The organism is Povalibacter sp. (assembly GCF_036520495.1).
Lineage (GTDB): Bacteria > Pseudomonadota > Gammaproteobacteria > Steroidobacterales > Steroidobacteraceae > Steroidobacter.
The window spans coordinates 321814-343984 of the sequence record NZ_DATDJO010000018.1 but is presented as its reverse complement, the minus strand read 5'-3'; the positions used below and the strand labels follow the sequence as shown (position 1 = coordinate 343984).

19 protein-coding genes and 1 riboswitch are annotated in these 22171 nt (G+C 62.3%); of the genes, 12 read left to right on the top strand and 7 right to left on the bottom strand.

What is annotated here, in order from left to right:
- The first annotated feature begins 103 nt into the window (after nt 1–103).
- The 6 genes from VIZ63_RS06765 to VIZ63_RS06740 all read left to right on the top strand — a co-directional run bounded on the left by VIZ63_RS06765 (nt 104) and on the right by VIZ63_RS06740 (nt 7689).
- Complete coding sequence (locus VIZ63_RS06765) at nt 104–1516, top strand: alpha/beta fold hydrolase (RefSeq protein WP_331608774.1); 1413 nt, start codon at nt 104–106, stop codon at nt 1514–1516.
- Between the two features lie 112 nt (nt 1517–1628).
- The gene (locus tag VIZ63_RS06760) at nt 1629–2357 is read left to right on the top strand and encodes an ATP-binding cassette domain-containing protein (protein WP_331608773.1); all 729 of its coding nucleotides are present in this window, start codon (nt 1629–1631) and stop codon (nt 2355–2357) included.
- Nucleotides 2354–3532 carry an ABC transporter permease gene (locus VIZ63_RS06755; protein ID WP_331608772.1) on the top strand — a complete coding sequence of 393 codons (1179 nt, stop codon included), beginning with the start codon at nt 2354–2356 and terminating at the stop codon, nt 3530–3532. Before VIZ63_RS06760 ends, VIZ63_RS06755 begins: the two co-directional genes overlap by 4 nt.
- A 378-nt stretch (nt 3533–3910) precedes the next feature.
- A riboswitch (cyclic di-GMP riboswitch) is annotated at nt 3911–3997 on the top strand.
- A gap of 89 nt (nt 3998–4086) precedes the next feature.
- Nucleotides 4087–5289: a fibronectin type III domain-containing protein gene (locus VIZ63_RS06750; protein WP_331608771.1), complete on the top strand. Its 1203-nt coding sequence runs from the start codon at nt 4087–4089 to the stop codon at nt 5287–5289.
- A gap of 273 nt (nt 5290–5562) precedes the next feature.
- Nucleotides 5563–6399: an NAD(P)-dependent oxidoreductase gene (locus VIZ63_RS06745; RefSeq protein ID WP_331608770.1), complete on the top strand. Its 837-nt coding sequence runs from the start codon at nt 5563–5565 to the stop codon at nt 6397–6399.
- Between the two features lie 270 nt (nt 6400–6669).
- A complete protein-coding gene (locus tag VIZ63_RS06740) occupies nt 6670–7689 on the top strand; it encodes a glycerophosphodiester phosphodiesterase (RefSeq protein WP_331608769.1) in 1020 nt (339 codons plus the stop codon).
- 4 nt (nt 7690–7693) lie between these two features.
- Here the strand turns inward: VIZ63_RS06740 and VIZ63_RS06735 are convergent, their stop codons facing one another.
- On the bottom strand, nt 7694–8524 hold the full coding sequence (locus tag VIZ63_RS06735) for a dienelactone hydrolase family protein (protein WP_331608768.1): 831 nt from the start codon (nt 8522–8524) through the stop codon (nt 7694–7696).
- Between the two features lie 239 nt (nt 8525–8763).
- Between VIZ63_RS06735 and VIZ63_RS06730 the strand changes: the two genes are divergently transcribed.
- Nucleotides 8764–10395, top strand: coding sequence for a caspase family protein (locus VIZ63_RS06730; protein WP_331608767.1), 1632 nt, complete (start codon nt 8764–8766; stop codon nt 10393–10395).
- A gap of 64 nt (nt 10396–10459) precedes the next feature.
- Here VIZ63_RS06730 and VIZ63_RS06725 read toward each other — a convergent pair whose 3' ends face one another.
- The 4 genes from VIZ63_RS06725 to VIZ63_RS06710 all read right to left on the bottom strand — a co-directional run bounded on the left by VIZ63_RS06725 (nt 10460) and on the right by VIZ63_RS06710 (nt 14107).
- Nucleotides 10460–11230 (bottom strand): SDR family oxidoreductase, encoded by a 771-nt coding sequence (locus VIZ63_RS06725; RefSeq protein WP_349261141.1) that lies wholly within the window; start codon nt 11228–11230, stop codon nt 10460–10462.
- A 129-nt stretch (nt 11231–11359) separates the two neighbouring features.
- On the bottom strand, nt 11360–12583 hold the full coding sequence (locus VIZ63_RS06720; RefSeq protein WP_349261140.1) for an acyl-CoA dehydrogenase family protein: 1224 nt from the start codon (nt 12581–12583) through the stop codon (nt 11360–11362).
- A 169-nt stretch (nt 12584–12752) separates the two neighbouring features.
- Nucleotides 12753–13463 (bottom strand): hypothetical protein, encoded by a 711-nt coding sequence (locus VIZ63_RS06715; RefSeq protein ID WP_331608764.1) that lies wholly within the window; start codon nt 13461–13463, stop codon nt 12753–12755.
- 83 nt (nt 13464–13546) lie between these two features.
- Nucleotides 13547–14107, bottom strand: a complete 561-nt coding sequence (locus VIZ63_RS06710) for a hypothetical protein (RefSeq protein WP_331608763.1) — start codon at nt 14105–14107, stop codon at nt 13547–13549.
- Between the two features lie 284 nt (nt 14108–14391).
- Here VIZ63_RS06710 and VIZ63_RS06705 point away from each other — a divergent pair, with 284 nt between their 5' ends.
- The 5 genes from VIZ63_RS06705 to VIZ63_RS06685 all read left to right on the top strand — a co-directional run bounded on the left by VIZ63_RS06705 (nt 14392) and on the right by VIZ63_RS06685 (nt 20198).
- Nucleotides 14392–15669, top strand: a complete 1278-nt coding sequence (locus VIZ63_RS06705; RefSeq protein WP_331608762.1) for a hypothetical protein — start codon at nt 14392–14394, stop codon at nt 15667–15669.
- A 537-nt stretch (nt 15670–16206) separates the two neighbouring features.
- A complete protein-coding gene (locus VIZ63_RS06700) occupies nt 16207–18450 on the top strand; it encodes a Calx-beta domain-containing protein (RefSeq protein ID WP_331608761.1) in 2244 nt (747 codons plus the stop codon).
- 105 nt (nt 18451–18555) lie between these two features.
- The gene (locus VIZ63_RS06695) at nt 18556–18759 is read left to right on the top strand and encodes a hypothetical protein (protein ID WP_331608760.1); all 204 of its coding nucleotides are present in this window, start codon (nt 18556–18558) and stop codon (nt 18757–18759) included.
- Nucleotides 18760–18927: 168 nt separating this feature from the next.
- Entirely contained in the window at nt 18928–19287 is a 360-nt protein-coding gene (locus VIZ63_RS06690) for a DUF559 domain-containing protein (protein ID WP_331608759.1), read from the top strand.
- Nucleotides 19288–19457: 170 nt separating this feature from the next.
- Nucleotides 19458–20198, top strand: a complete 741-nt coding sequence (locus VIZ63_RS06685; RefSeq protein ID WP_331608757.1) for a 3-ketoacyl-ACP reductase — start codon at nt 19458–19460, stop codon at nt 20196–20198.
- A 90-nt stretch (nt 20199–20288) separates the two neighbouring features.
- Here VIZ63_RS06685 and VIZ63_RS06680 read toward each other — a convergent pair whose 3' ends face one another.
- Nucleotides 20289–20942: a thiopurine S-methyltransferase gene (locus VIZ63_RS06680; protein WP_331608756.1), complete on the bottom strand. Its 654-nt coding sequence runs from the start codon at nt 20940–20942 to the stop codon at nt 20289–20291.
- Between the two features lie 133 nt (nt 20943–21075).
- Nucleotides 21076–22131 (bottom strand): 2-oxoacid:ferredoxin oxidoreductase subunit beta, encoded by a 1056-nt coding sequence (locus tag VIZ63_RS06675; RefSeq protein WP_331608755.1) that lies wholly within the window; start codon nt 22129–22131, stop codon nt 21076–21078.
- Nucleotides 22132–22171 lie beyond the last annotated feature (40 nt).

The window sequence follows — 22171 nt, the reverse complement described above, 5'->3', positions numbered from 1 at the left end:
GGACTGGCGAAGTGACTACCATGTCGCGCGCATGATCCAGACCCGCTCATTTCCCAGACTGATTTCTTGCATCGCGGCAGGGTGGCTGGCGGCTCCGTCCGCATTGACCGCACCTGCGCCCGCCACGCTCGAGCTGCGGGAGTGCCAATTCGAGCAGATGCTCGGCGGTACGGCAGCGGCGCGCTGTGGTCGCATGCGGGTGCCTGAGAATCGGGACGATCCGGCCAGCAGGACCATCGAACTGCGGGTCACCGTGATTCCCTCGCTGCGCCTGCAGCCCGAGCCCGATCCATTGGTCGTCATCAGCGGTGGTCCCGGGCAATCGGCGACAAGCTTCTATGCTTCCATCGGCCCCGCGTTGGCTGCGATCCGGCGTGAGCGCGACATTCTGGTCGTCGATCAGCGCGGGACTGGCGAGTCGCAGCGGCTGGACTGCGAATTCGACAACGATGCAGACATCGTCACCACGGATCCCGCGCATCTGCGCGAACTCGGCGCAGCGTGCCTCGCGAAGCTGCCGGGCGATCCACGCTTCTATACGACGAGTGTGGCTGTGCGTGATCTGGACGACGTCCGGGCGGCGCTCGGCTATGAGCAGCTGAATCTGTATGGCGTGTCGTACGGCACCCGCGTCGCGCAGCACTATCTGCGCCGTTATCCGCAGCGTGTGCGCACGCTGACGCTGGATGGCGTCGTACCCGTCGATCTGGCGCTCGGACCCGATATCGCGCTACGCGCACAGGCGGCGCTCGACGCCATCTTCGATCGTTGCGCTGCCGAGCAACAGTGTGAGAAGGCGTTTCCGCGCGTACGCGAGCAGTTCCGGGCGCTGCACGCCACGCTCGATGTCAAACCGGCGTCCGTGCGGCTGCCCGACCCGGTCAACGCGCAGATGATCGACTCGACGTTCGGCAATCTGCATCTCAACGCGGCCGTGCGCATGCTGACCTATAGCGACGAGACGGCGTCGCTGCTCCCGCTGCTCATTCACGAAGCGCAGTCGGGGAAGCGGCTCGAAGCCTTCGTCGCGCAATACCTCATGATCGAACGCATGATGGAGCTGCAGTTCGCCTACGGCATGCACTTCGCGGTCGTCTGCAGCGAGGATGCGCCACGCTGGGACGGTGCGAATATTTCGAGCGACGAACTGGCGGCGACGTACCTCGGCACGAACTTCATGCAGGGTATGCGGGCCGTGTGCGACATCTGGCCGCGCGGTGTGGTCGACGCCGGATTCAACGCGCCATTGCGCAGCGACGTACCGACATTGATTCTGTCCGGCGGGAACGATCCGGTGACACCGGCGGAGTATGGTGCGCGCGCCATCGAATCGTATGCGCGCGGCCGTCATCTGGTGCTTGACGGTCAGGGACACGGGCAGCTGGCGACGGGATGCATGCCGCGTCTGCTATCGACGTTCATCCGTAATGCCGACGCAGCGGGTCTCGACACGACGTGCCTGAAAGGCGTGAAGCCGGCGCCGTTCATGCTGTCGCCCGTCGCGACGGGGCCGTGAATGACGAAGGTCACGAAAGTCACGAGGGTCAGGAGGATCACGAAGTGGCGATGATCTGTTCTGATCAGCCTCGTCACCTTCGTGACTCCCGTGACCTCCGTCACTTCGAATCATGATTCTCGTCGAGAGCATCACCAAGCGCTTCGGTCCCGTGCAGGCGCTGCACGATGTCTCCTTTGCCGCCGCGGACGGCCGCATCACCGGGCTGCTCGGACACAATGGCGCTGGCAAATCCACGACCTTGCGCATTCTCAGCACGGTGCTGCGCGCGGATGCCGGCCGCGCGCTCATCGACGGTCACGATTGCGGCAACGAGTCGCTGCGCGTGCGGCAATCGCTCGGCGTGCTGCCACACGCAAGTGGTCTGTATGTGCAGCTGACCGGCCGCGAAAACATCGAGTACTACGCGCGTCTGCACGGTATGAAGGGTGCGGCGCTCAAGACCTCGTGCGATGCCATGATCGAGCGACTGGGCATAGGCGCCGTCGCTGGTCGTCGCGCCAGGGGGTACTCGCAGGGCGAGCGCCTCAAGGTGGCGCTGGCACGCGCTCTGATTCACACGCCGCGCACCGTCATTCTGGATGAGCCGACCAACGGGCTCGATGTGAATGCCGTGCGCATGCTGCGCGAAATCATTCGCGAGCTGCGCGGCGCCGGTTGCTGCGTGCTGTTTTCCAGCCACGTGATGCAGGAGGTGGCCGCGCTGTGCGATGACATCGTCATCATCTCGCAGGGCCGGGTGGCCGTACGCGGTACGCCCGATGAAATCCTCGCTGCACTTGGCACCGATGATCTGGAGGAAGCCTTCGTGCGGGCGGCGGCCGGCGAGGCGCAGGCATGAGTGCGATCTGGACGGTCTTCTTCAAGGAAGTCATCGAGAACCTGCGGGACCGTCGCGTCGTGTTCTCCGCGTTCTTCTTCGGCGTACTGCTCGCGCCGGCAATTTTCGCGCTGACCACCACGCTTGCGTCCAACCGCGCGGTGCGCGATCAGGAGCAGCCGCTCAAGCTGCCGGTGATCGGTGCCGAGCACGCGCCCAATCTCATGCAGTTCCTGGTGGAGCAGGGCGCGCAGATCGAACCGGTGATGTTCTCGCCAGATGAGGCGACCCGGAAAGTGCGCGACGGCGTATACGAGCTGATTCTCATCGTCCCAGCGCAGTATGCAGAGCAGCTGCGGACCGCAGACCTCGCGGCTCTCGACCTGGTGGTCGATACGTCCAATACCCACGCCGCGGGGACGACGGAGCGCACGCGGCGGCTGCTGGAGGCCTACGGACATCAGCTCGCGATGTTGCGATTGCTGGCCCGTGGGGTCAGTCCCAGCGTCGTCGATCCAGTGAGCGTGCGTGCTGTGGATGTCGCCACTCCTGCGGGTCGCTCGCTCATCATCCTGGGCATGATGACTTATTTCTGTCTCATGTCGATGTTGGTCGGTGGGTTCTATCTCGCCATCGACACCACGGCCGGTGAACGCGAGCGCGGCTCGCTGGAGCCGTTGCTGGCGTTGCCCGTGACCCGGGCGCAGTTGATCCTCGGCAAGATTCTTGCGACCTGCGCCTTCATGGCAGTGTCCCTGCTGTTGACCCTGGCGGCATTTTCGATCGCGCTTGAATTCGTACCGCTCGAACGGCTGGGTATGTCGGCGAATTTTGGGCCATCGGTCGTACTCGCCATCTTCGCCGTAATGGTCGTATTCGTGCCGCTCGGCGCGGGTTTGATGACCGTCGTCGCGTCCTTCACTCGTAGCAATCGTGAGGCGCAGACCTGGCTGTCGGTCGTGCTGATGATTCCTCTGGTGCCGATCATGTTTGCCGTGGTCAGCGGCACTCGGGCAACCACCGCGCTGATGACGGTGCCCAGTTTGAGTCAGCACCTGCTGGCCACTGCACTGATGCGGGGCGACTCCATCGATCCGCTGCACGTTGCCGTATCGGTAATCACGACGCTCGGTGCCGGGCTGCTGTTGATTGCGGTGGCCGCGAGGCTCTATCGGCGCGAATCGATCCTCGGCTGAGTTGCGCACGTTTGCGCACGTTTGCGCACGCTGTCTTCGCGTCCGGGAAAGCCTGATCATCCGCACCCTGAAAGACCTGCAAGGTGCGATCTCACCGCGTCATGCGTCGCACTCCGAGTGAACTCGCGAGCGTGCATTTGAGGCTGGAATTTACGGAGTTTTCGGTTGTCGCCATTTGCAGTCGTCCACCATGGGCGCGCCGGCAAGAAATTCACGCCGTTGTCTGGTGACTCCGACAGTTGCGACTGGCGATCGTTGTGGCTTTACTCGCCGCCGCCATGCAGCGCAGGCAGACGAAGCAGACCACCGGCAGAAAGGCTTCAGGTCCACTTGCGTGCATGAGCTGACGCGCTTCGCCGCAAGCGAAGCTTCATTGTGTTTTGACAAGGGCAAACCCGTTGCGAGACGGGGACGCAACGCCACCGGTCCAGCGTGCATGATGCGCGGGACGGCGGGGCTACCGGAACACCCAGCCGTGTCCTCACGTGCTGCAGTCTTTCGATCAAGCGCTCCCCCCTATTGCTCGTGAACGGATGTCCGCTGAGGGGCAAGTAATGTTCATTGCGCAGAGCAAGTTCCGCCGGGACGTGCAACATTTCATTTTGATTCTCCTGACCACGCTCTGCGTTCCGCAGTTCGCGAGCGCGGCAGTCAACAAACCTCCGGTCATCAAGGGCACGCCGGCCACGACAGCGACCGTCGGCACGGCGTATTCCTTCACGGCAAAGGCGACCGATCCGGAAGGCAAATTCGTCAGCTTCGGCATTCGTAACAAGCCGGATTGGGCGACCTTCGATCGCTACGCGGGGCGACTCAGCGGTACGCCGAAGAAGTCGGGGACCCACTCGAACATCGACATCTATGCGTGGGACGGCGTCAATGGCGTATCGTTGCCCAAGTTCAAGATCGTCGTACAGGCGAGTGGCACGACGAATCGTGCTCCGGTCATCTCCGGCACCCCGGCGACTTCGGTGACTGTGGGCGGCAGCTATTCCTTCAAGCCCACCGCATCCGATCCGGATGGCAACTCGCTCGGCTTCACGATCGCGAACCGTCCGAGCTGGGCTACCTTCAGCACCTCGACGGGCCAGCTCACCGGCAAGCCGGCGAGCAGCAACGTGGGTACGTTCTCGAACATCGTGATCTCGGTGAGCGACGGTAAGATCAGCAAGTCGCTGTCCGCCTTCTCCATTGCGGTGAAAGCATCCGGCTCGACCAACACAGCGCCGACCATCAGCGGTTCACCCATCACGGCCATCAACGCCGGCTCGGCCTATTCGTTCACGCCGAAGGCCAGTGACGCGAACGGCGACACGCTGAAGTTCAGTGTTCAGAACAAGCCGTCCTGGGCAACGTTCAGCACGACCAATGGCCGTCTCTCGGGTACTCCGAGTGCGTCCCAGGTCGGCAGCTATTCGAACATCGTCATCACCGTTACTGACGGCAAGGCCTCCACTGCGCTGAAGGCGTTCGCCATCAAAGTGACGGCCGTGTCGAATGGCTCGGCCAGCCTGAGCTGGACACCGCCGACCCGCAACACCGACGGTTCCGCGCTGAGCAACCTGAGCGGCTATCGCATCTACTACGGCACGAGCTCCAGTGCGATGAACAAGACCGTGCAGCTCAACAATCCGAGTCTGTCGAGCTATGTCGTCGACAATCTCTCGCCTGCTACGTACTACTTTGCGGTCAAGGCGCTGACTTCGAATGGCAAGGAAAGTGCGATGTCGAACACCGCGAGCAAGAAGGTGAACTAGGACAGTGACAGTCGAGAATTGATGGTTGACGGTTTCGGAGTAGACCGAAACGTTTACGGGCGGGAATCCATCTGGCGTTACAGCCGGAAGGGTTCCCGCCTTTTTTCACTAGGTACTAGGTACTAGGTACTAGTAAGAAATCTGGAGGCCGGAGAGAAGCCTCCGACTAGAGCCTGGTCCCTGGAGCCTGGTTCCTGGTTCCTGGTTCCTTGGGTCTGGCGCCTTTCCCGCCTTGCGAGTAGCTTCTAAGCAGAACATCCGCGGGAGCCCGTCATGTCTCTCCAAGGCAAAACCCTCTTCATCACCGGCGCCTCGCGCGGCATCGGTCTGGCAATCGGCCTGCGTGCCGCACGCGATGGCGCCAACATCGCCATCGCGGCCAAGACGGATCAACCGAACCCGAAGCTGCCTGGCACCATTCACTCGGCCGCCGCGGAGATCGAAGCGGCGGGTGGCAAGGCGCTGCCGATGCAGGTCGATATCCGCGACGAGAACGCGGTTGCCGCGGCGATGCGGCAATGCGCCGACCGCTTCGGCGGTATCGACATCCTGATCAACAATGCCAGCGCCATTTCGCTGACCAGCACTGTGGAAACGCCGATGAAGCGTTTCGATCTCATGTTCGGCGTCAATGTGCGCGGCACGTTTGCCTGTTCGCAGGCGGCCATTCCTTACCTGACGCAGTCCGCGCAGGCGGGACGGGGACCGCATATCCTGAATCTGTCGCCCCCGCTGACCATGAAGCCGGGCTGGTTCGCGCCGCACGTTGCCTACACCATGGCGAAGTACGGTATGAGCATGTGCGTGCTTGGCATGGCTGAGGAACTCAAACCGCAGGGCATCGGCGTCAATGCGCTGTGGCCGCGGACGGTGATTGCCACCGCGGCGTTGAATCTGATTCCGATGGCGAACGCGCAGCTCGGCCGCAAGCCGCAGATCATGGCGGACGCAGCGCATGTCGTGCTGACGCGCGATCCACGCCAATGCACCGGCAATTTCTTCATCGACGACGAAGTGCTGAAAGCCTCTGGCGTCACTGACTTCGATCAGTATGCGGTGACGCCGGGCAACCGGAATCTGCTGCCGGATCTGTTCGTCGACCAACAATGACGGCCGAAAAGAAGTAACCGCAAAGAACGCAAAGAAAACGCATAGACCGCAAATGAAGGTACGAGAGTGGCCGCAGAGGTGCGCAGCGGCGTGCGTGAGATGAATGCAGCGGATTCCCAACCATCTCCGAATGGCGATCGGCAGAAGAAGGGAATAGAAATTCATCTTCCTGCGTTATCCACGCGTCTCGCCGTCAATTGGCCTCTGGCTGCTCCATGCGTTCTTTGCGGTTACTGTGTTCCGTCTCTGGTTGTCACATCAGGAACTGTCATGGCTGATCCTGTCACATGGCCGACGCTCGACGGTACGGCGCCGCTCGTCATCGCCCACCGCGGCGCCTCAGGCTATCGGCCTGAGCACACGCTGGCGTCGTACCAGCTGGCCATCGAGCAAGGGGCGGATTTCATCGAGCCCGATCTGGTGGCAACACGCGATGGCCATCTGATCGCGCGGCACGAGCCCGTGCTGGACGACACCACCGACGTCACGGCGCATTCGGAGTTCGCCAGTCGCCGCACGACTCGCATCGTGGACGGTAAGTCCATCACGGCGCTCTTTGCCAGCGACTTCACGCTCGCCGAGATCAGGACCCTGCGCGCACGCCAGTCGAATCCGGCACGGTCCAGGGAGTTCGACGGACAGTTCGAGATCCCGACATTCGATGAGATTCTCACGCTGGCCACGCGCGAATCGACTGCGCGCCAGCGCACCATCGGCGTGTACCCGGAGACGAAGCATCCGGCGTTCCATCTCTCGCTGGGACTACCGCTGGAGGATCGGCTGCTCGAGGCATTGAGTCGACATGGGCTGGACCGGCCTGACGGGCCGGTGTTCATCCAGTCGTTCGAGAGCGCCAACCTGCAGTATCTGCGATCGAAGACGCGACTGCCGCTGGTGCAGTTGCTGGACGACGGCGCATTGCTCTACGACGATGCCGGCACGCGAGTCGTTGGCGTGAACATCCCGCAGTATGACGATCCGCGAGGCGGCGAACCGCCACGACAACTGGCCGATGTCGCGCGGTATGCGAATGCCATCGGGCCATGGAAGCGGCAGATCCTGCGCGATCGACAGGGGCCGCAATTGCTACAGACCGTCGTGATCGATCAGGCGCATGCAGCCGGGCTCAAGGTCCACGCCTATACGTTTCGCAACGAGCCGGCGACATTGGCGCCGCAGTATTCTAACGATCCGTTGCGCGAATATCGTCAGTTCTTCGAACTCGGCATCGACGGTGTGTTCTCCGATTTCCCCGATGTGGCGCTGCGCGCGCGGGGGGCGACGGAATAGATCTCTACTGTGCCGTGCCGGGAATCATTTCCAGTGGGCCGGCGATGCTGGCGAAAATTTCCGGCCACTGCTCGACCCAGCAGCAGACGTGGGTGAACTCGTCGAATTGCCGCCGCTGAGCCAGCGGATAGCGGGCGAAGTAGCGCGCTGTGGTGGCTGCGGGAACGGTGTGATCCGCCGTGCCCTGCAGATGCACTTCCGGCCACGGATGATCGTGCATGCTCGACGCGGGATTCGATGACCCGGTCAGTGGCAAGTAGTGGTGATGCTGGGTCCACGCATCGATGTCGAGATTCGCAGCGATCGTGATGACGGCCGCCACGTTGGCCAGGCGCTCCGCCACCAGTACGGCAAGCACACCGCCGCCGCTGTAACCGACGAGCACGATCTGCTTCCGCGCATCGTCGCCTGCAGCCTGCTGGATTGCGGCGGCGAGGCTGTCCACGACCACGGCAGAGTAGCGGTCGCTCGTCCATGTCGCGGGTCCGCACATCGAATCGTTCATGCGCTGGTAACAGGGCCGGCTTACGTAGATTGCAGGCGCTGTCGTCTGGGCCAGCAATTGCAGTGCGACGGGATTGCGGGTCGTGGGATCGGCAGCCGGCTCCCGGCCGTTCGCACCCCACGGTCGCCCATCCCCGTCCAGGTACACGAGCAGCCGCTGCGTAGTCGCGTTGGCGGCCTGCCCATTCGCGTAAACCACATGACGAAACTCGCGACCCGCGACGACGGATCTCGTCAGCTGGGCCGCCGCTGCCTGCCGATCGATGCGCTGCGCATTGTTGACGCAGGCCTGCAGCAGCAGAAGAAGAAGCGGAATGAGGACGAGGCGCATCGCGCCATTGCGGCTCGACGCGCATCCGATGTCAACTGCGCCGCCGATCCGGAGGCTCTTCCTGTCATCCCCGTCAACGGGGACCAACGAACGTCCCCACGGCGGATCTGTGGGCCTGACGACTTAATCCGTGCTTGCCGATGTCCAACTCGCGACGTGGATCACACTGAATCATTGAATCTGCGAGCCGATCGGCGTCGAATACGGGCTCTACCAAGACCGTCGTCAAAGAGGCATCGATGAACTCCAGCGTCCTTCCGAATGTTCTGCTGCGCGCGGCCATTGTGCTGGCGCCCGCCTTCCTGATTGCGGCGTCTGCGGCATCGCCGTCCGACAAGGCAGCAGCGACCAAGGGTATGGTCAAGCGCTCGGACCTGGAAATCGTGGATTGCCTGTTGCCCGGCCAGGTGCGCCAGCTCGGCAATTCCAGCTACCTCACCCCGCGTCGACCGATCCGCACCACGACGGCGGAGTGCTCGATCCGCGGTGGCGAATACGTGGCCTACGACCGCGCCGATCTGAAATCGGCGCTGCGTATCTGGATGGACACGGCGCAAAGCGGTGATCCCGAGGCGATGACCAACGTCGGCGAAATCTATGAGCGCGGCATGGGCGTCGATCCTGATTTTTCCGCCGCCGCGAGCTGGTACCAGAAGGCAGCCGACAAGAACTACTCGCGAGCCATCTTCAATCTCGGCACGCTCTACGAACAGGGACTCGGCGTGCCGCAGGACCAGCTCAAGGCGCTCAATCTGTATCGGCAGGCGTCCGGACTGTCGGAGGACAGCCTCATCTATACGTCGGCTGCGCAGCGCGAGCAGGACGAATTGCGCAAGGAACTGGAAAACGCGATCGGTGAACGCGACACGCAGCTCACCCTGTTGCAGAAGCAGTTGAAGGACATGCAGGAGCAGCTCTCGAAGCGACCTGTGGCGCAGCAGACCGGCGACAGCAAGGAAGTCGAAGCGCTCAAGAAGTGGATTGCGCAGCTGGAAGCCGAGAAGAACAAGAGCGCCGAACGCCTGGCGGGTATCCCGACCACGCGCTCGCCGCAGACCAAGGCGCAGCTAACGCAGCTGCCGGCGGTGGCCGACGAGCGCACGCTGTCCGGCATGAAGTTCGGCCGCTACTACGCCATCGTGATCGGCAACCAGAACTATCAGGCCATCGAAAGCCTGCAGACGCCGAAGCACGACGTGCAGCGCGCCGCGCGCGTGCTCGCCGACAAGTACGGCTTCAACGTGCAGATCCTCGAAGACGCCGATGACATCCAGATGCTCAAGGCGCTGAACGATCTGAACTCGGTGCTCAAGCCAGAAGACAACCTGCTCATCTATTACGCAGGCCACGGCGAACGCCTGAGCAGTGGCAAGTCGCAGGCAGGCTACTGGCTGCCCGTGAATGCGGATGCACCGCCGAAGGACACGTTCTGGGTTCCCAATGAACAGATCACCGGCCATCTGGGCCGGCTGCCAGCGAAGCGCGTGCTGGTCGTCGCAGACTCCTGCTATGCCGGGTTGCTGTCGACGGACCCGAGCTACCTGTTCATGAACGACAAGGTCAGCTATTCGAAGGACTACGTTGCCTACAAGTTGCCGAAGCGCTCACGCCTGCTGCTCACCTCCGGCGGCGATGCGCCCGTACTGGACGAGGGCGGCGGTCAGAACTCCGTGTTCGCACGCGCCTTCATCGACGAACTCGAAGCCAACACCGGCATTCTCTCCAGCCCCGAACTCTTCAGTCGCCTGAGCAAGCGCGTGCAGATCGCGGCCGAGCACAACAAGTTCGTACAGAAGCCGGAATTCAAGTCGATCAAGGGTGCCGGCCACGAAGTCGGCGATTTCTTCTTCGTGCCGAGAAGCAAGGGATAGGAACAGAAAATAGCGATTAGTTTCTTTCCATCTCTGCGATCTGTGCGGTCAATTCAGGGAGAAGTCATCCGCGCCCGATGACGCCGCCGCCATCGATGACGATCGTCTGGCCGGTCATGAACGAGCCGGCCGGGCTAGCGAGAAACACGGCGGCGCCAGCGATTTCATCGGGTTCACCGATGCGACGCAGCGGATAGGTCGCGACGGTATGCGCATAGGTCTCGGGGTTCTCCCACAGCGCCTTGGCGAAATCGGTGCGCACGAGGCCCGGCGCGATGCAGTTGGCGCGGATGTTCTTCGGACCCCACTCCAGCGCAATGTTGCGGGCCAGCGCCATGTCGGCCGCCTTCGAGATGCCATACACGCCGATGCTCGCCGAACCCAGCAAGCCCGCGATCGAGGAGATGATCACGATCGAACCGCCGCCGCGTGCCGCCATCTGCGGCAGCACCATGTTGCACAACCAGAAGTTGCTGCGCACGTTCGAGTTCATGATCTTGTCGTATGCGTCGTCTGACATATCGGCAGCGGGGCCGTAGTAAGGATTCACCGCTGCGTTGCAGATCAATACATCGATGCCGCCCCATTTCCCGATCGTGGCATTCACGAGCCCCTGCAGGTCTTCCCTGCGACCGATGTTGCACGCATGCGCGAACGCCTCGCCGCCCTTCGCCTTGGTCGCACCAACGACTTTCTCGCAGGCGTCGAGCTTGCGACTCGAGACGACCACCTTGCCGCCGTGCTCCGCAATGCGATACGCGATGGCTTCGCCGATACCGCGGCTCGCACCGGTGACGACCACGACTTTATCCTTCAGATCGAAAAGTGATGACATCGCCATGTTCTGTACCTCAAAGAAGAAGATCTCCACGGGGGGCACGGGGACTCACGGGGTATAGAGACCAAACAGCCTGCAGAATGCGGCGTATCAGACCCCGTGTCTCCCCGTGGAGATTCCGATTCCCTACTGCTTCGCTGGTTTGTACTTTTCGAGTTCCATCTTGCCGATCTGGTTGCGATGGACTTCATCGGGTCCGTCGACGAGGCGCATCGTGCGTGCACTCGCAGCGACGTGGCCGAGACCGAAATCCGTCGTGACGCCAGCGGCGCCGTGGGCCTGGATCGCCCAGTCGACGACGAAGTTGAGCATGGCGGGTGCTGCGACCTTGATCATCGCGATCTCCCGGCGTGCCGCCTTGTTGCCCAGGCGATCCATCTTGTCGGCGGCGTTCAGCACCAGCAGACGCGTCTGGTCGATGTGGATGCGGCAATTGGCGATGCGCTCCAGCCAGATCGACTGATCGGCAAGGGGCTTGCCGAAGGCGACGCGCGACAGCAGGCGCCGGCAGGTTTTCTCCAGTGTGTGTTCCGCGACGCCGATATTGCGCATGCAGTGGTGGATGCGCCCGGGCCCGAGTCGGGCCTGCGCGATCTCGAAGCCGCGACCCTCACCCAGCAGGATGTTGTCGGCGGGCACCCGCACGTTCTCGAACACGATCTCCGAATGCCCGTGCGGCGCGTCGTCGAATCCGAACACGGGAAGCTGACGCAGCACCGTCACGCCTGGTGTCTTCATCGGTACGAGGATCTGCGACTGCTGCTGGTGCTGCGGCGCGTCCGGATTGCTCTTGCCCATCACGACCAGGATTTCGCAGCGCGTATCGCCTGCGCCCGACGACCACCACTTGCGGCCGTTGATGACATACGAATCACCGTCGCGCTCGATGCGCGTCGAAATGTTGGTCGCATCGGACGAAGCAACCGCAGGTTCGGTCATGCAGAACGCCGAGCGGATGTCGCCATTCAGCAATGGCTTCAGCCAGCGCTCGCGATTGGCCGGGCTGGCGAAGCGATCGAGGATCTCCATGTTGCCCGTATCGGGTGCCGAGCAGTTGAAGACTTCGGGTGACCATGCAACGCGACCCATGATCTCGCACAGGGGTGCGTATTCGAGATTGGTGAGCCCCGCGCCACTCGCTGAGTGCGGCAGGAACAGATTCCACAATCCTGCAGCCTTCGCTTCCGGCTTGAGCGACTCGATGATCGGAATCGGCTCCCAGCGCGCCTGGCCTTCGCGCGCCATGACGAACTCGGCGACGCCTTTCTCGTTCGGATAGATGTGTTCGGCGAAGAATTTTTCGAGACGCTCGATCAGCGTCTTCACTTTATGGGTGTATTCGAACTGCATGATCGGCCCCAATACAAGTCGCGTGCGACGCGGGGTCGGGATCATAGCCAACGCAGTTGACCGATCACATCAAAGAATCAGCAAGTCGCAGCGAATACAGTTCGAGTGCTGCGATGCAGATGCAAACCGCCTTGCATGCGGCCGCAGAGGCGCGAGTCATGCGCGCCGTTCATGGCGCGCCATCGACGACTCGAATAAGGAACGAGCTCAGTTCATCTGCCGCGCTCGTGTCCGCATCACCGGAGAGCGCGAGTTGGTACCGCCCGCGAACGAGACTGGTGGAGTTGAAGTAAACCGGAACGAAGCCATCCTCGTCGGCCGACAGCTCACCAAGGGTGGCGACCTCACGAAGCGAGTCGTCGTCGGCGATGACAGACAGAGCCACGCGATAACGAGGCGGAACGGCGTCCACTTCCGGCAACACACGCAGTGCGATCGTTTGCGCTGCCTGCGGCAATTTGATGGTGGCATCGTAGGAAGCACTGCGCGTTCGCAGGACAGGATAGGTGGCGAATATCGGCAGCGGGTGTCCGGAGCTATCGACCAATGCGGTTGCCGAAGCAACGAGCAGCGGTTCCCGAGGCGCTGGTCGGTTACCGAACCACAGCAAGGTGCCCATGGCGAGGAATGCAGTTCCCGCTGCAATTGCGAGGTAGCGATGCTGCCGGAACCACGGCGGCGGTTGCAGCAATCGATGCAGCTCACCCGATTCCTGGAGTTGCGCCAGGCCCACTTTGAGTCGAGCCGTTGCCTCCATGTCCTGCACCACATCCGGATGCTCGAGGTAGTACGCCTCGAACGCCTCCCGCTCGGCATCCGGAAGCTGGTCGGCGAGATACCGCGCGACGAGGCGGTGGTCGTCTATGTATCTGCGATCCATGGGTTCATTGCGCCGTCAGTGTGCCTACCCCTCGGAGCACAGCCCATCCCCGAACGATATCTGTTGTAAAGAAGGCCGACATCTCACGCGAGGCCTAAAAGAAGGACGGCGAAAATGTCGGGCTTCCGGAACCCCTTCGCCTCCAGCAAGGCTCGCATGCGTTGTCGGGCGCGGAAGATCACTTTGTCGAAATGAAGGGTCGTCAGTCGCAGGTCCCGGCAGATGGAGTCCTTTTCCTCCTCGTCGAGATAGAAGCGCTTCACGATCTGGCGGTCGCGCAACGTGGGAAGCGATTCGATCGCCGACCGCACCTGTTCAGCCATGGAAGGTTCGATGCCTGCGCTGTCCGCCGCAACGCGCAGATCGGGCAGGGTGTCGACCAGGGCCGGATCGGCCCGACGGTCCGAGCGTTCCACCATCTTGCGCCGATGATTGCGCATCTGATTCATGGCGACCTGGAAGACATAGCCGCCGAGCAACGATGGGTCAGTCACGCGCCCGGCCTGAAGGTGCTCGAGAGAGGTGACGAGGGCCTGATTCAGGGCATCCTGCGCCAGCTGCTCGTCCCGCAGCTTCCGGCGCAGAAGCAAAAGGAGTCCGGGGTATTGCTTTTCGATCAGCGCTGCGACTGCGTCCTGGTTCAATCGAGGCGTCCCGCTGTGCCTTTCGTTGTTGGACGACACTAGATAAGCACACGCACGCATCGTCCGACAAGCCATCCGACGATGCGTGAGAGTCGTGCCACCGCTGGACGATCAGGGAGGTCATCGTTGTGAAGGCAATCGCACGTTGAAATATCTCCCCGTCAGCAGCGCTACCTCCCTTGCCCGCGTCGCCGTCCCGAAATCACGTGAGAGATTGACCCCCTTCGTCACAGACGCTTGAACGTTGACCTGCATTTCTCGAACAACAACCAAGGGGCGGGCGTATGGTCGGACGACATTTCCGGTTTCTGGTGCTGCCACTGATCACTATCCTCGCCGCCTGCAGCGGAGGCGGCGGCGACGATGATGAAGAGGAAGGCGGTGGCGGCGGTGGCGGCACGACTGCAGGACCGGGCTGGACCGTGCCACCAGCGGCGCCGCCCGCACCCGCGACTGGTGCGACCGTCGACGGCGTGTTTCGCGATGCGCTGGTGCAGGGTCTCGACTACAGCGACGGCGGTGCGTTGAGCGGCGTGACGGGAAGCGATGGCGGATTCCGCTACGCACAGGGCAATACGGTCACTTTCAGGATTGGGGGAGTGACGCTCGGCAGCTATCCCGGCCAGCCGTTCATGAGCCCTCTGCATCTGATCGGAACGACGACCAACCTTGCGCAGCAGATCGAAAACCGGCTGCGTCTTCTGCAGCTGCTCGATCGGGATGGCAACCCGGAGAACGGCATTCTGATCTCCGATGCGGTGCGCGCGACGGCGACGAACTGGACGACGCCGGACTTTGGTGCGAGCTACGCGGACTTCGCTACCGCCGTGCAGCCAATCGTTGCCGATGCCAGCGCTGCCGACGGAACGACACACGCAGTGCCTTCCGAAGTGACGGCACGCGAGCACTTCGTTCGTACCGCCTGGTGTACTTACAACGGGCTTTACCGGGGCACCTACACCGGCTCTGGCGACAACGGTGTGTGGACGATGGTTGCCTACGGTACCGGTGCGCGCATGTTCGGTGCGGGGTACAGCGCGGTCGATCGTGCAGGGTTCGAACTGGAAAAACAATCCGGCACAGGATTGTCGATCTTCCCGACGTTTGCGACCGGGCAGGTCAGCACCGGCGCAACGTTCTCCGGCAGCTTCCGCACGCCGGACAGTATCACTGGTACATGGACGAGTGGGCCCGACACCGGCACGTTCGCCGGCGCACGCTCGGGCGGTTCCAACGCAGCGATATATCGCATCAGCGGCTACTCATTCCCGCTCGGCACCGCCCTGTTGATCAATCTGGAGATCGACGCGGCAGATCGCATCACCGGATCGATCATCGATCGCGACTATCAGGGTCGGGCCGAACCGGTGACCGTGACGGGGACGTTGACGGGTACGGCGTTCTCCGCGGCGTCGGCGGGCAATCAATATGCATTCAATGCCACCTTCGACAAGAACGCCGCGGCGGGCGCCTATCGGCTCACGGGCAGCCTGCGCGACAACATCAAGAACCGGGACATCAACCTGACTGGCAGTCCGCTGACGGGGTGTCGACTGAACTAGCGGTGCCCATCAGCGCCTGTTGCGTTCGTGATGAGGCCTGAACCGGGGTCGAAACCCAGGCCTCGGGATCAGGACAGTAATTTGCGGAACGTGATCCCCGCTACTCAAGGAACAGACCATGCGCGCTGCGATCAGGCTGGCATCGGTGTTATTGATTCTGGTTGCACAAGCGCGCGGTGCGGAGGACATCCGCACCGCTCCGATCCATGCCAGGCAGAGGCTGGATATCAGCACGCAGAAGGTCGCTGCGAAGACCGGACGCCTACCGATAGTCCTGCCTGACGGCACATTGCTGCGGTTCGTGCCGCTCTCCGAGCGCACCCGACATGGCGTCACCACCATTCGCGGGCGCGAGGGAGCCGCGCGGCTGTTGTTGACCTCCGATGGCAGCAATGCCTATGGCTTCGTGGAAACTGACACGGCCAACTATTCATCGCGAACGACATCCAGGCCGAACTCAACCTGGTGCTCGTCGAGATGTTTCCGGCGCCGTTCAATGCAATGGACCCGTTTCCCGGCTTCGTCGGAAACGCTGCCATGCATACGCGCGCGGATCAGTTCGGCGCCGATCTGCGGCATTTTCTCTACTTCCAGCGCAGCGGCATAGCCTATTGCGGCCAGGCGTACCTGGTCGGCAGCAGCGGCGTCTCCGGCCTGCAATGCGGCGCCGGAACCTTCGCACACGAAGCGGGACACAATTTCGGGGCGCATCACGATCGCGCCAACGCGACCGGCAATGTGAATCTGCCCATCAACGCCTACAACTACGGATTCGTCTGCGGTGGCGCCGGAACATTGATGAGCTCTGTCGGCACACCGCGGCTGTCGCATTACTCCGATCCCGCGCTGAGCCGGGACGGTGCGCCGTGCGGCATCGCAGAGGGGCAATCCGGTGCTGCACACAACGGTCGTGCCATCGAAGTGATGCGTCCGCAGATCGAAGCTTTCCGCACCCCGGCGGCCACATACGGTTCGGTGCGCCTGGTTCAGAACACGGTTGCCGTGCCGGAGAGCGATACGGGTGTGGACATCACGATCGCGCGTGATGGCGATCTGACTCGCGTCGTTTCCGTCGAGGTCGCTACGCTCGATGGTTCCGCGGAGGAGCAAGCGGACTATCAGCCCATTCTCACCCGTCTGGAGTTCGCAGCGAACGAGGCCAGCAAGACTGTGCGCGTGGCGCCGGTCAATGATGAGGACTTCGAGCAGGACGAGACGTTTCGCATCGTATTGCGATACCCCCTGGGCCTGGTCGTGGCCGGCTCGCCGATCACGGTCACCCTCACCAGCGACGATCTCGATCGCGGCAAGGCCGAGGTCGGCACCGACAGTGTCAGCGTGTGGGAAAACGGCGGTCCGGTGACGGTGATGATGAATCGCACCGGCACCACGACCCAACCGCTCACGGTTTCCTATGCCACGGTGGATGGGACTGCCGTCGCTGGCGCGCAGTACGAAGCGGTATCCGGACAGGTAACCTTTGCGCCCGGCGCGACGAGTGCGTCGGTCGCAGTGCGGATTCTCGACAACGATCGCTACGAGCAGCCGAACTACCGCAGCTTCGCTTTCGCGTGGAGCGGCGCAAACCTCGGTCAACGGCGCACGCAATGGATCCACGTATTCAACGATGATCCGAATCGCGGTCGTTCGCAGTTCGCAGCGGTTGCAATGGAAGTGCCGGAAAATGCCGGCGCGGCCAACCTGACCATTCAGCGTATCGAGGGCAGCGAGTCGACGTTGTTCGTCGAGTACGCCACAGCCGATGGCACTGCCGTGGCCGGTCGCGACTATGTCGCCGCCGCGGGCTCGTTCACATTCCAGCCCGGCGAAGTGCAACGTGTCATTCCCGTTCAGCTCCTCGATAACAGTCGATTCGACGGCCGAAGAGTTCTCACCATGAACCTGGGCGGTCAGTCGCCCGGCCCTGTAACCACGACAACCATTGCGATCGTCAACGACGATCCGGACCGCGGCCTCGCGGAATTTGCGCAGTCGGCGCAGGAAGTGGCAGAGACAGCAGGAACCGTGCTCATTCCCGTCAGGCGCACCGGCGCGACGACAGAGGCTCTCACGGTGTTCTACGCAACGGAAAGCGGCAGCGCCGAATCGCCGCGCGACTTCCAGCACACCACGGGTCAGGTGATCTTTGCGCCAGGGGTAACGGCAGCCACGATTCCCGTCACGATCGTCGACAACATTCACTTCTCTGCGAACCGCACGTTCACTGTAAGACTCAGCGGCGATCTGACTGGCAGCCAGGTTGCGAGCTCCGTGACCATCCTCAATGACGATCCGAACCGGGGCCGTGCGCAGTTCGAATCCGGGAACGTGAGCGTCGCCGAAGCGATCGGCAACGCCGTCTTCACCGTCACACGAATCGACGGCAGCGAGAGTTCCCTGGTGGTGAACTACGCGACGACGGATGGCACCGCTCGCGCTGGCGTCGACTACCAGGCGGCCAGTGGTGTACTCACATTCGCGGCCGGCGAGACTGTCAGGACCATTACCGTGCCTGTCACGAACAACACTACTGTCGATGCAGCGCGCACATTCAGCGTCGTACTCCATGGCGACTTCCTCGGTACGACGACGACTCTGGCCGTCACGATCACGAACGATGACAGTGCGCCGCCACCCAGTGCGGGCGGGGGCGGCGGTGGAGGAGGTGGCGGCAGTTGCAGTGGCTATGTTCTGTTGGGGCTGGGAATCCTGGTTTCACGCCGCCGGTTGCGACGCGGTTCGCAGAATCTGTCGCTCCTCACCGACGTCCGCTGTCAGTAATTCAACCCTGCGCAATCCGCGCCGATGGATTGGTTCCGGACTGAAGGAACTGACTTCACTCTGACGGCGTTCGAAAATGACAGGATGCGAGGCGTGGAGTCCATGATGAACACGAAGAGGCGTTGGCGGCAGCACTTGATCAACCTGGTGAGTTCGGGTCTGGATCCAGTGGTCTATGCGGTGCGATGGGCGCGCGATCCGCGCTGCATGCAGCATGGCTCCAACCATCGCCGCGTGGGTCATATGCCAGATACACGTGCGCCAGTCTGCGCATTGTGGTCGGTCGCGCCGGGTCGCAGCTGGCAGTAGCCGCCTCTTGTAATGCAACAGTGTCGCAGCCGCTCCGCTGCGACCGCTCGTCATCCCCCGGCGCATCCCGTCGGACGCGCGCCGCTGATTCTCTCGCTCCCGGTCGAAGACCACATTTCTCTCCACATTTCTTGGGTATCCCCGCAGATTTGCGCGGACCGTCTCTGTATGCGATCGCCTATCGTGCGACGCATGTTCACCGGCGTACTACGACACCGACCAAAAACCGAGATGCTCGTTCGCGAGCGGGCAGCGAATTCATCCGAAGATGGACTGACACAGCTGCTGCGGGCGAGAAGTCTCCGGCAGCACACATTTGTCAGCGATGTGGAGATCGGCCCTTTCGTGGTCGATCATCTGTGCCGCGAGCAGGCGCTGATCATCGATCTCACCCGGCCCGCGAGCGAACAGGAAGCGCGGGCACGTTTTTTCGAAGCCCTGGGCTATCGGATCGTGGTGGTCAGCCGCCGCGATCTGTTCCACCGTCCGGAAGCCGTGCTACTGCGTCTGCGGCGTCTCTTGAGCTGAGCGTCGTTCCGTTGCGCTGCAATACCAACTAGTCGCGATCCGGCGAGGATCGCCACGTATGATGCGCGCCAGCCGTTTATCAGCGGCATTCCAGGGTTTCCCGATAATGCGTCGACCGCAGTACCGCTGCGATCACTGACGCAGGGGCAGTTTACGGAGCGATTTCTGCAATGGTTCAGCGCATCGCATATGTCACCGGCGGCATGGGAGGCATCGGTACGGCCATCTGCAAGCGGCTCGCGCGCGAAGGCTTCCGCGTGGTCGCCGGCTGCGGTCCGAATTCACAGCGCAAGATCACCTGGCTCGCGGAGATGCAGGCGCTCGGTCACGACATCGTAGCTTCCGAGGGCAATGTCGCCGATTGGGAGTCGACGGTGACCGCCTTCGACAGGGTCAAGGCAGAGCTCGGGCCCGTCGACGTGCTGGTAAATAACGCGGGCATCACGCGCGATGGCACTTTCAGCAGGATGAGCAAGGACGACTGGGACAGCGTCATCGGCACCAATCTCAACAGCATGTTCAACGTCACCAAGCAGGTGATCGACGACATGCTGGAGCGACGTTGGGGTCGCATCATCAACATCTCGTCGGTAAACGGGCAGAAGGGTCAGTTCGGCCAGACCAACTACTCGACCGCGAAGGCCGGCATTCACGGCTTCACGATGGCGCTGGCGCAGGAAGTGGCGGGCAAGGGTGTCACCGTGAACACGGTGTCGCCGGGCTATATCGGCACGTCGATGGTGAAGTCCATCCGCCCGGATGTGCTGGACAAGATCGTCGGCACGATCCCGGTGAAGCGACTCGGCGACCCGGACGAGATCGCCTCGATCGTCGCATGGCTCGCCTCCGATGAATCCGGTTTCGCCACCGGCGCCGATTTCTCGGTGAACGGTGGACTGCACATGCACTGACAGGAAGTTGAAAGTTGATAGTGGATAGTTGATGAGAAGGTCACTGCATGGCGTCCGGCTCTCGCGCTATCAACTATCCACTATCAACTATCACCCGACGCGGTAAACGCGCTCCACCAGTCGACTCAGGCCGCGTTCGCGAAAGCGCTGGTTATCGGGGACATCGGTCACATCGTTTTCTTCCAGCAGTTCGATGCGACTCCCGTCGAACAGCGTCCTCACTTCTGCATCGCTGACCGCAAACGGCGGCCCCGGCATTTCGTGCTGTGCGTAGTCGGCCGTGACCAGGAGTACTGGTGAGCTGGCTGGTAGTATTTCCCGAAGCTTCTTTGCATAGGCCTGGCGGAGCGTCTCGGGCAAGGCGATCAATGCTGCTCGATCGAACACGGCACCGACGTCGCCAAGATCAGCGGCCGACAGATCGAAGAAGTCGCCGCACCACAGTTCGATGTGCCCGAACTGCCATCGCTCGAAAGCACCTGCCTGCGCGATCCTGGGTTGCACGCCCCATTCCTTGAAGAAATCGGCCACCGCTTCGCGCGCCACCTCGACACCAATCACGGAATGGCCCTGGTCGTGCAGCCAGTGCATATCGAGACTCTTGCCGCATAGGGGCACGAATACCCGCGTGCCAGGAGCGAGCCCGAGCGCGGGCCAGTGATGCTGCAGGTAGGGGTTGATGCTGCGCTGGTGAAAGCCGATCTCGCGTTTCTGCCAGCGTTCGATCCAGAAATCAGTCTTCATGGGGCGAGTGTAAGCTTTCCCGCAGGAGATCCTGTGGCCACAGTCGGTCTTTATCGGCAGGGATGCTTCCGCATGACATCCGGCTGAAGCCGGACCTACCAGGTGGCAGTTCAGAGTCAGTCCTTGCAGGTCATTAGCGATATTTCGCCATGATCTTCGCCATGCCTGGCTTGCCCGGCGTCAGCTTCGCGTAGGGCATCTGATTCAGTGGTTCCGCAGCCGTGTTGTTTACGCTGTGAAACTCACGACTGTTCTCGTCCAGGTAGATGAGCCCGGTCACGTACTCGCCCTGGCGCAGCTTCTCACGCAGATAGTTCATGGCTTTGCCGCGATGCGTCGGGTCGTAGGACGCATCGAGCTTGCGCAACAGCACACGACTGCCGTCGTGCATGGTCACGGGCACGGCCTCGCCATCCGCGTACTGCGTCGTGATCTCCGCTGCTGGCGGCACGAAATCGGTGTGCACGACCTCATCGTAGTGATCGCGCACGAACTGGTAGCTCTTGGTAGAGCCCTCGTGATCGTTGAACGTGACGCAGGGCGAGAGGATGTCGATCAGCGCAAAGCCCTGATGCTTGAGACCCGCCTTGAGCAGCGGCACGAGCTGTTCCTTGTCGCCGGAAAAACTGCGGGCCACGAATGTCGCGCCGAGCGTCAATGCCGTCAGCACGGGGTCGACCGGGGGTTGCACGTTCTCTTCGCCGCGCTTGGCCTTCGAACCGATGTCGGCCGAAGCGGAGAACTGGCCCTTGGTGAGACCGTACACGCCATTGTTCTCGATCAGGTACAGCATGTTCACGTTGCGCCGGATCGCATGCGCGAACTGCCCGAAGCCGATCGACAGCGTGTCGCCGTCGCCGGAGACGCCGATGTAGTAAAGATCGCGATTGGCCGCCGCCGCACCGGTCGCGATCGACGGCATGCGTCCATGCACCGAGTTGAACCCATGACCGCCGCTGACGAAGTACGCCGTGGTCTTCGACGAACAGCCAATGCCCGACAACTTGGCGAGCTGCTCGGGCCGCATCGACAGTCCCCACACGGCCTCGATCACCGCCGCCGTCACCGAGTCATGCCCGCAACCGGCGCACAGCGTCGACATGCCGCCTTCGTAGTCACGCCGCGTCAGCCCGAGATCGTTCTTCGGCAGACCGGGATGCGTGACTTTGGGTTTGGTGATGAAGCTCATGGTTAACCTGCGAGAAGAGGAGGAGTAACCGCAAAGAACG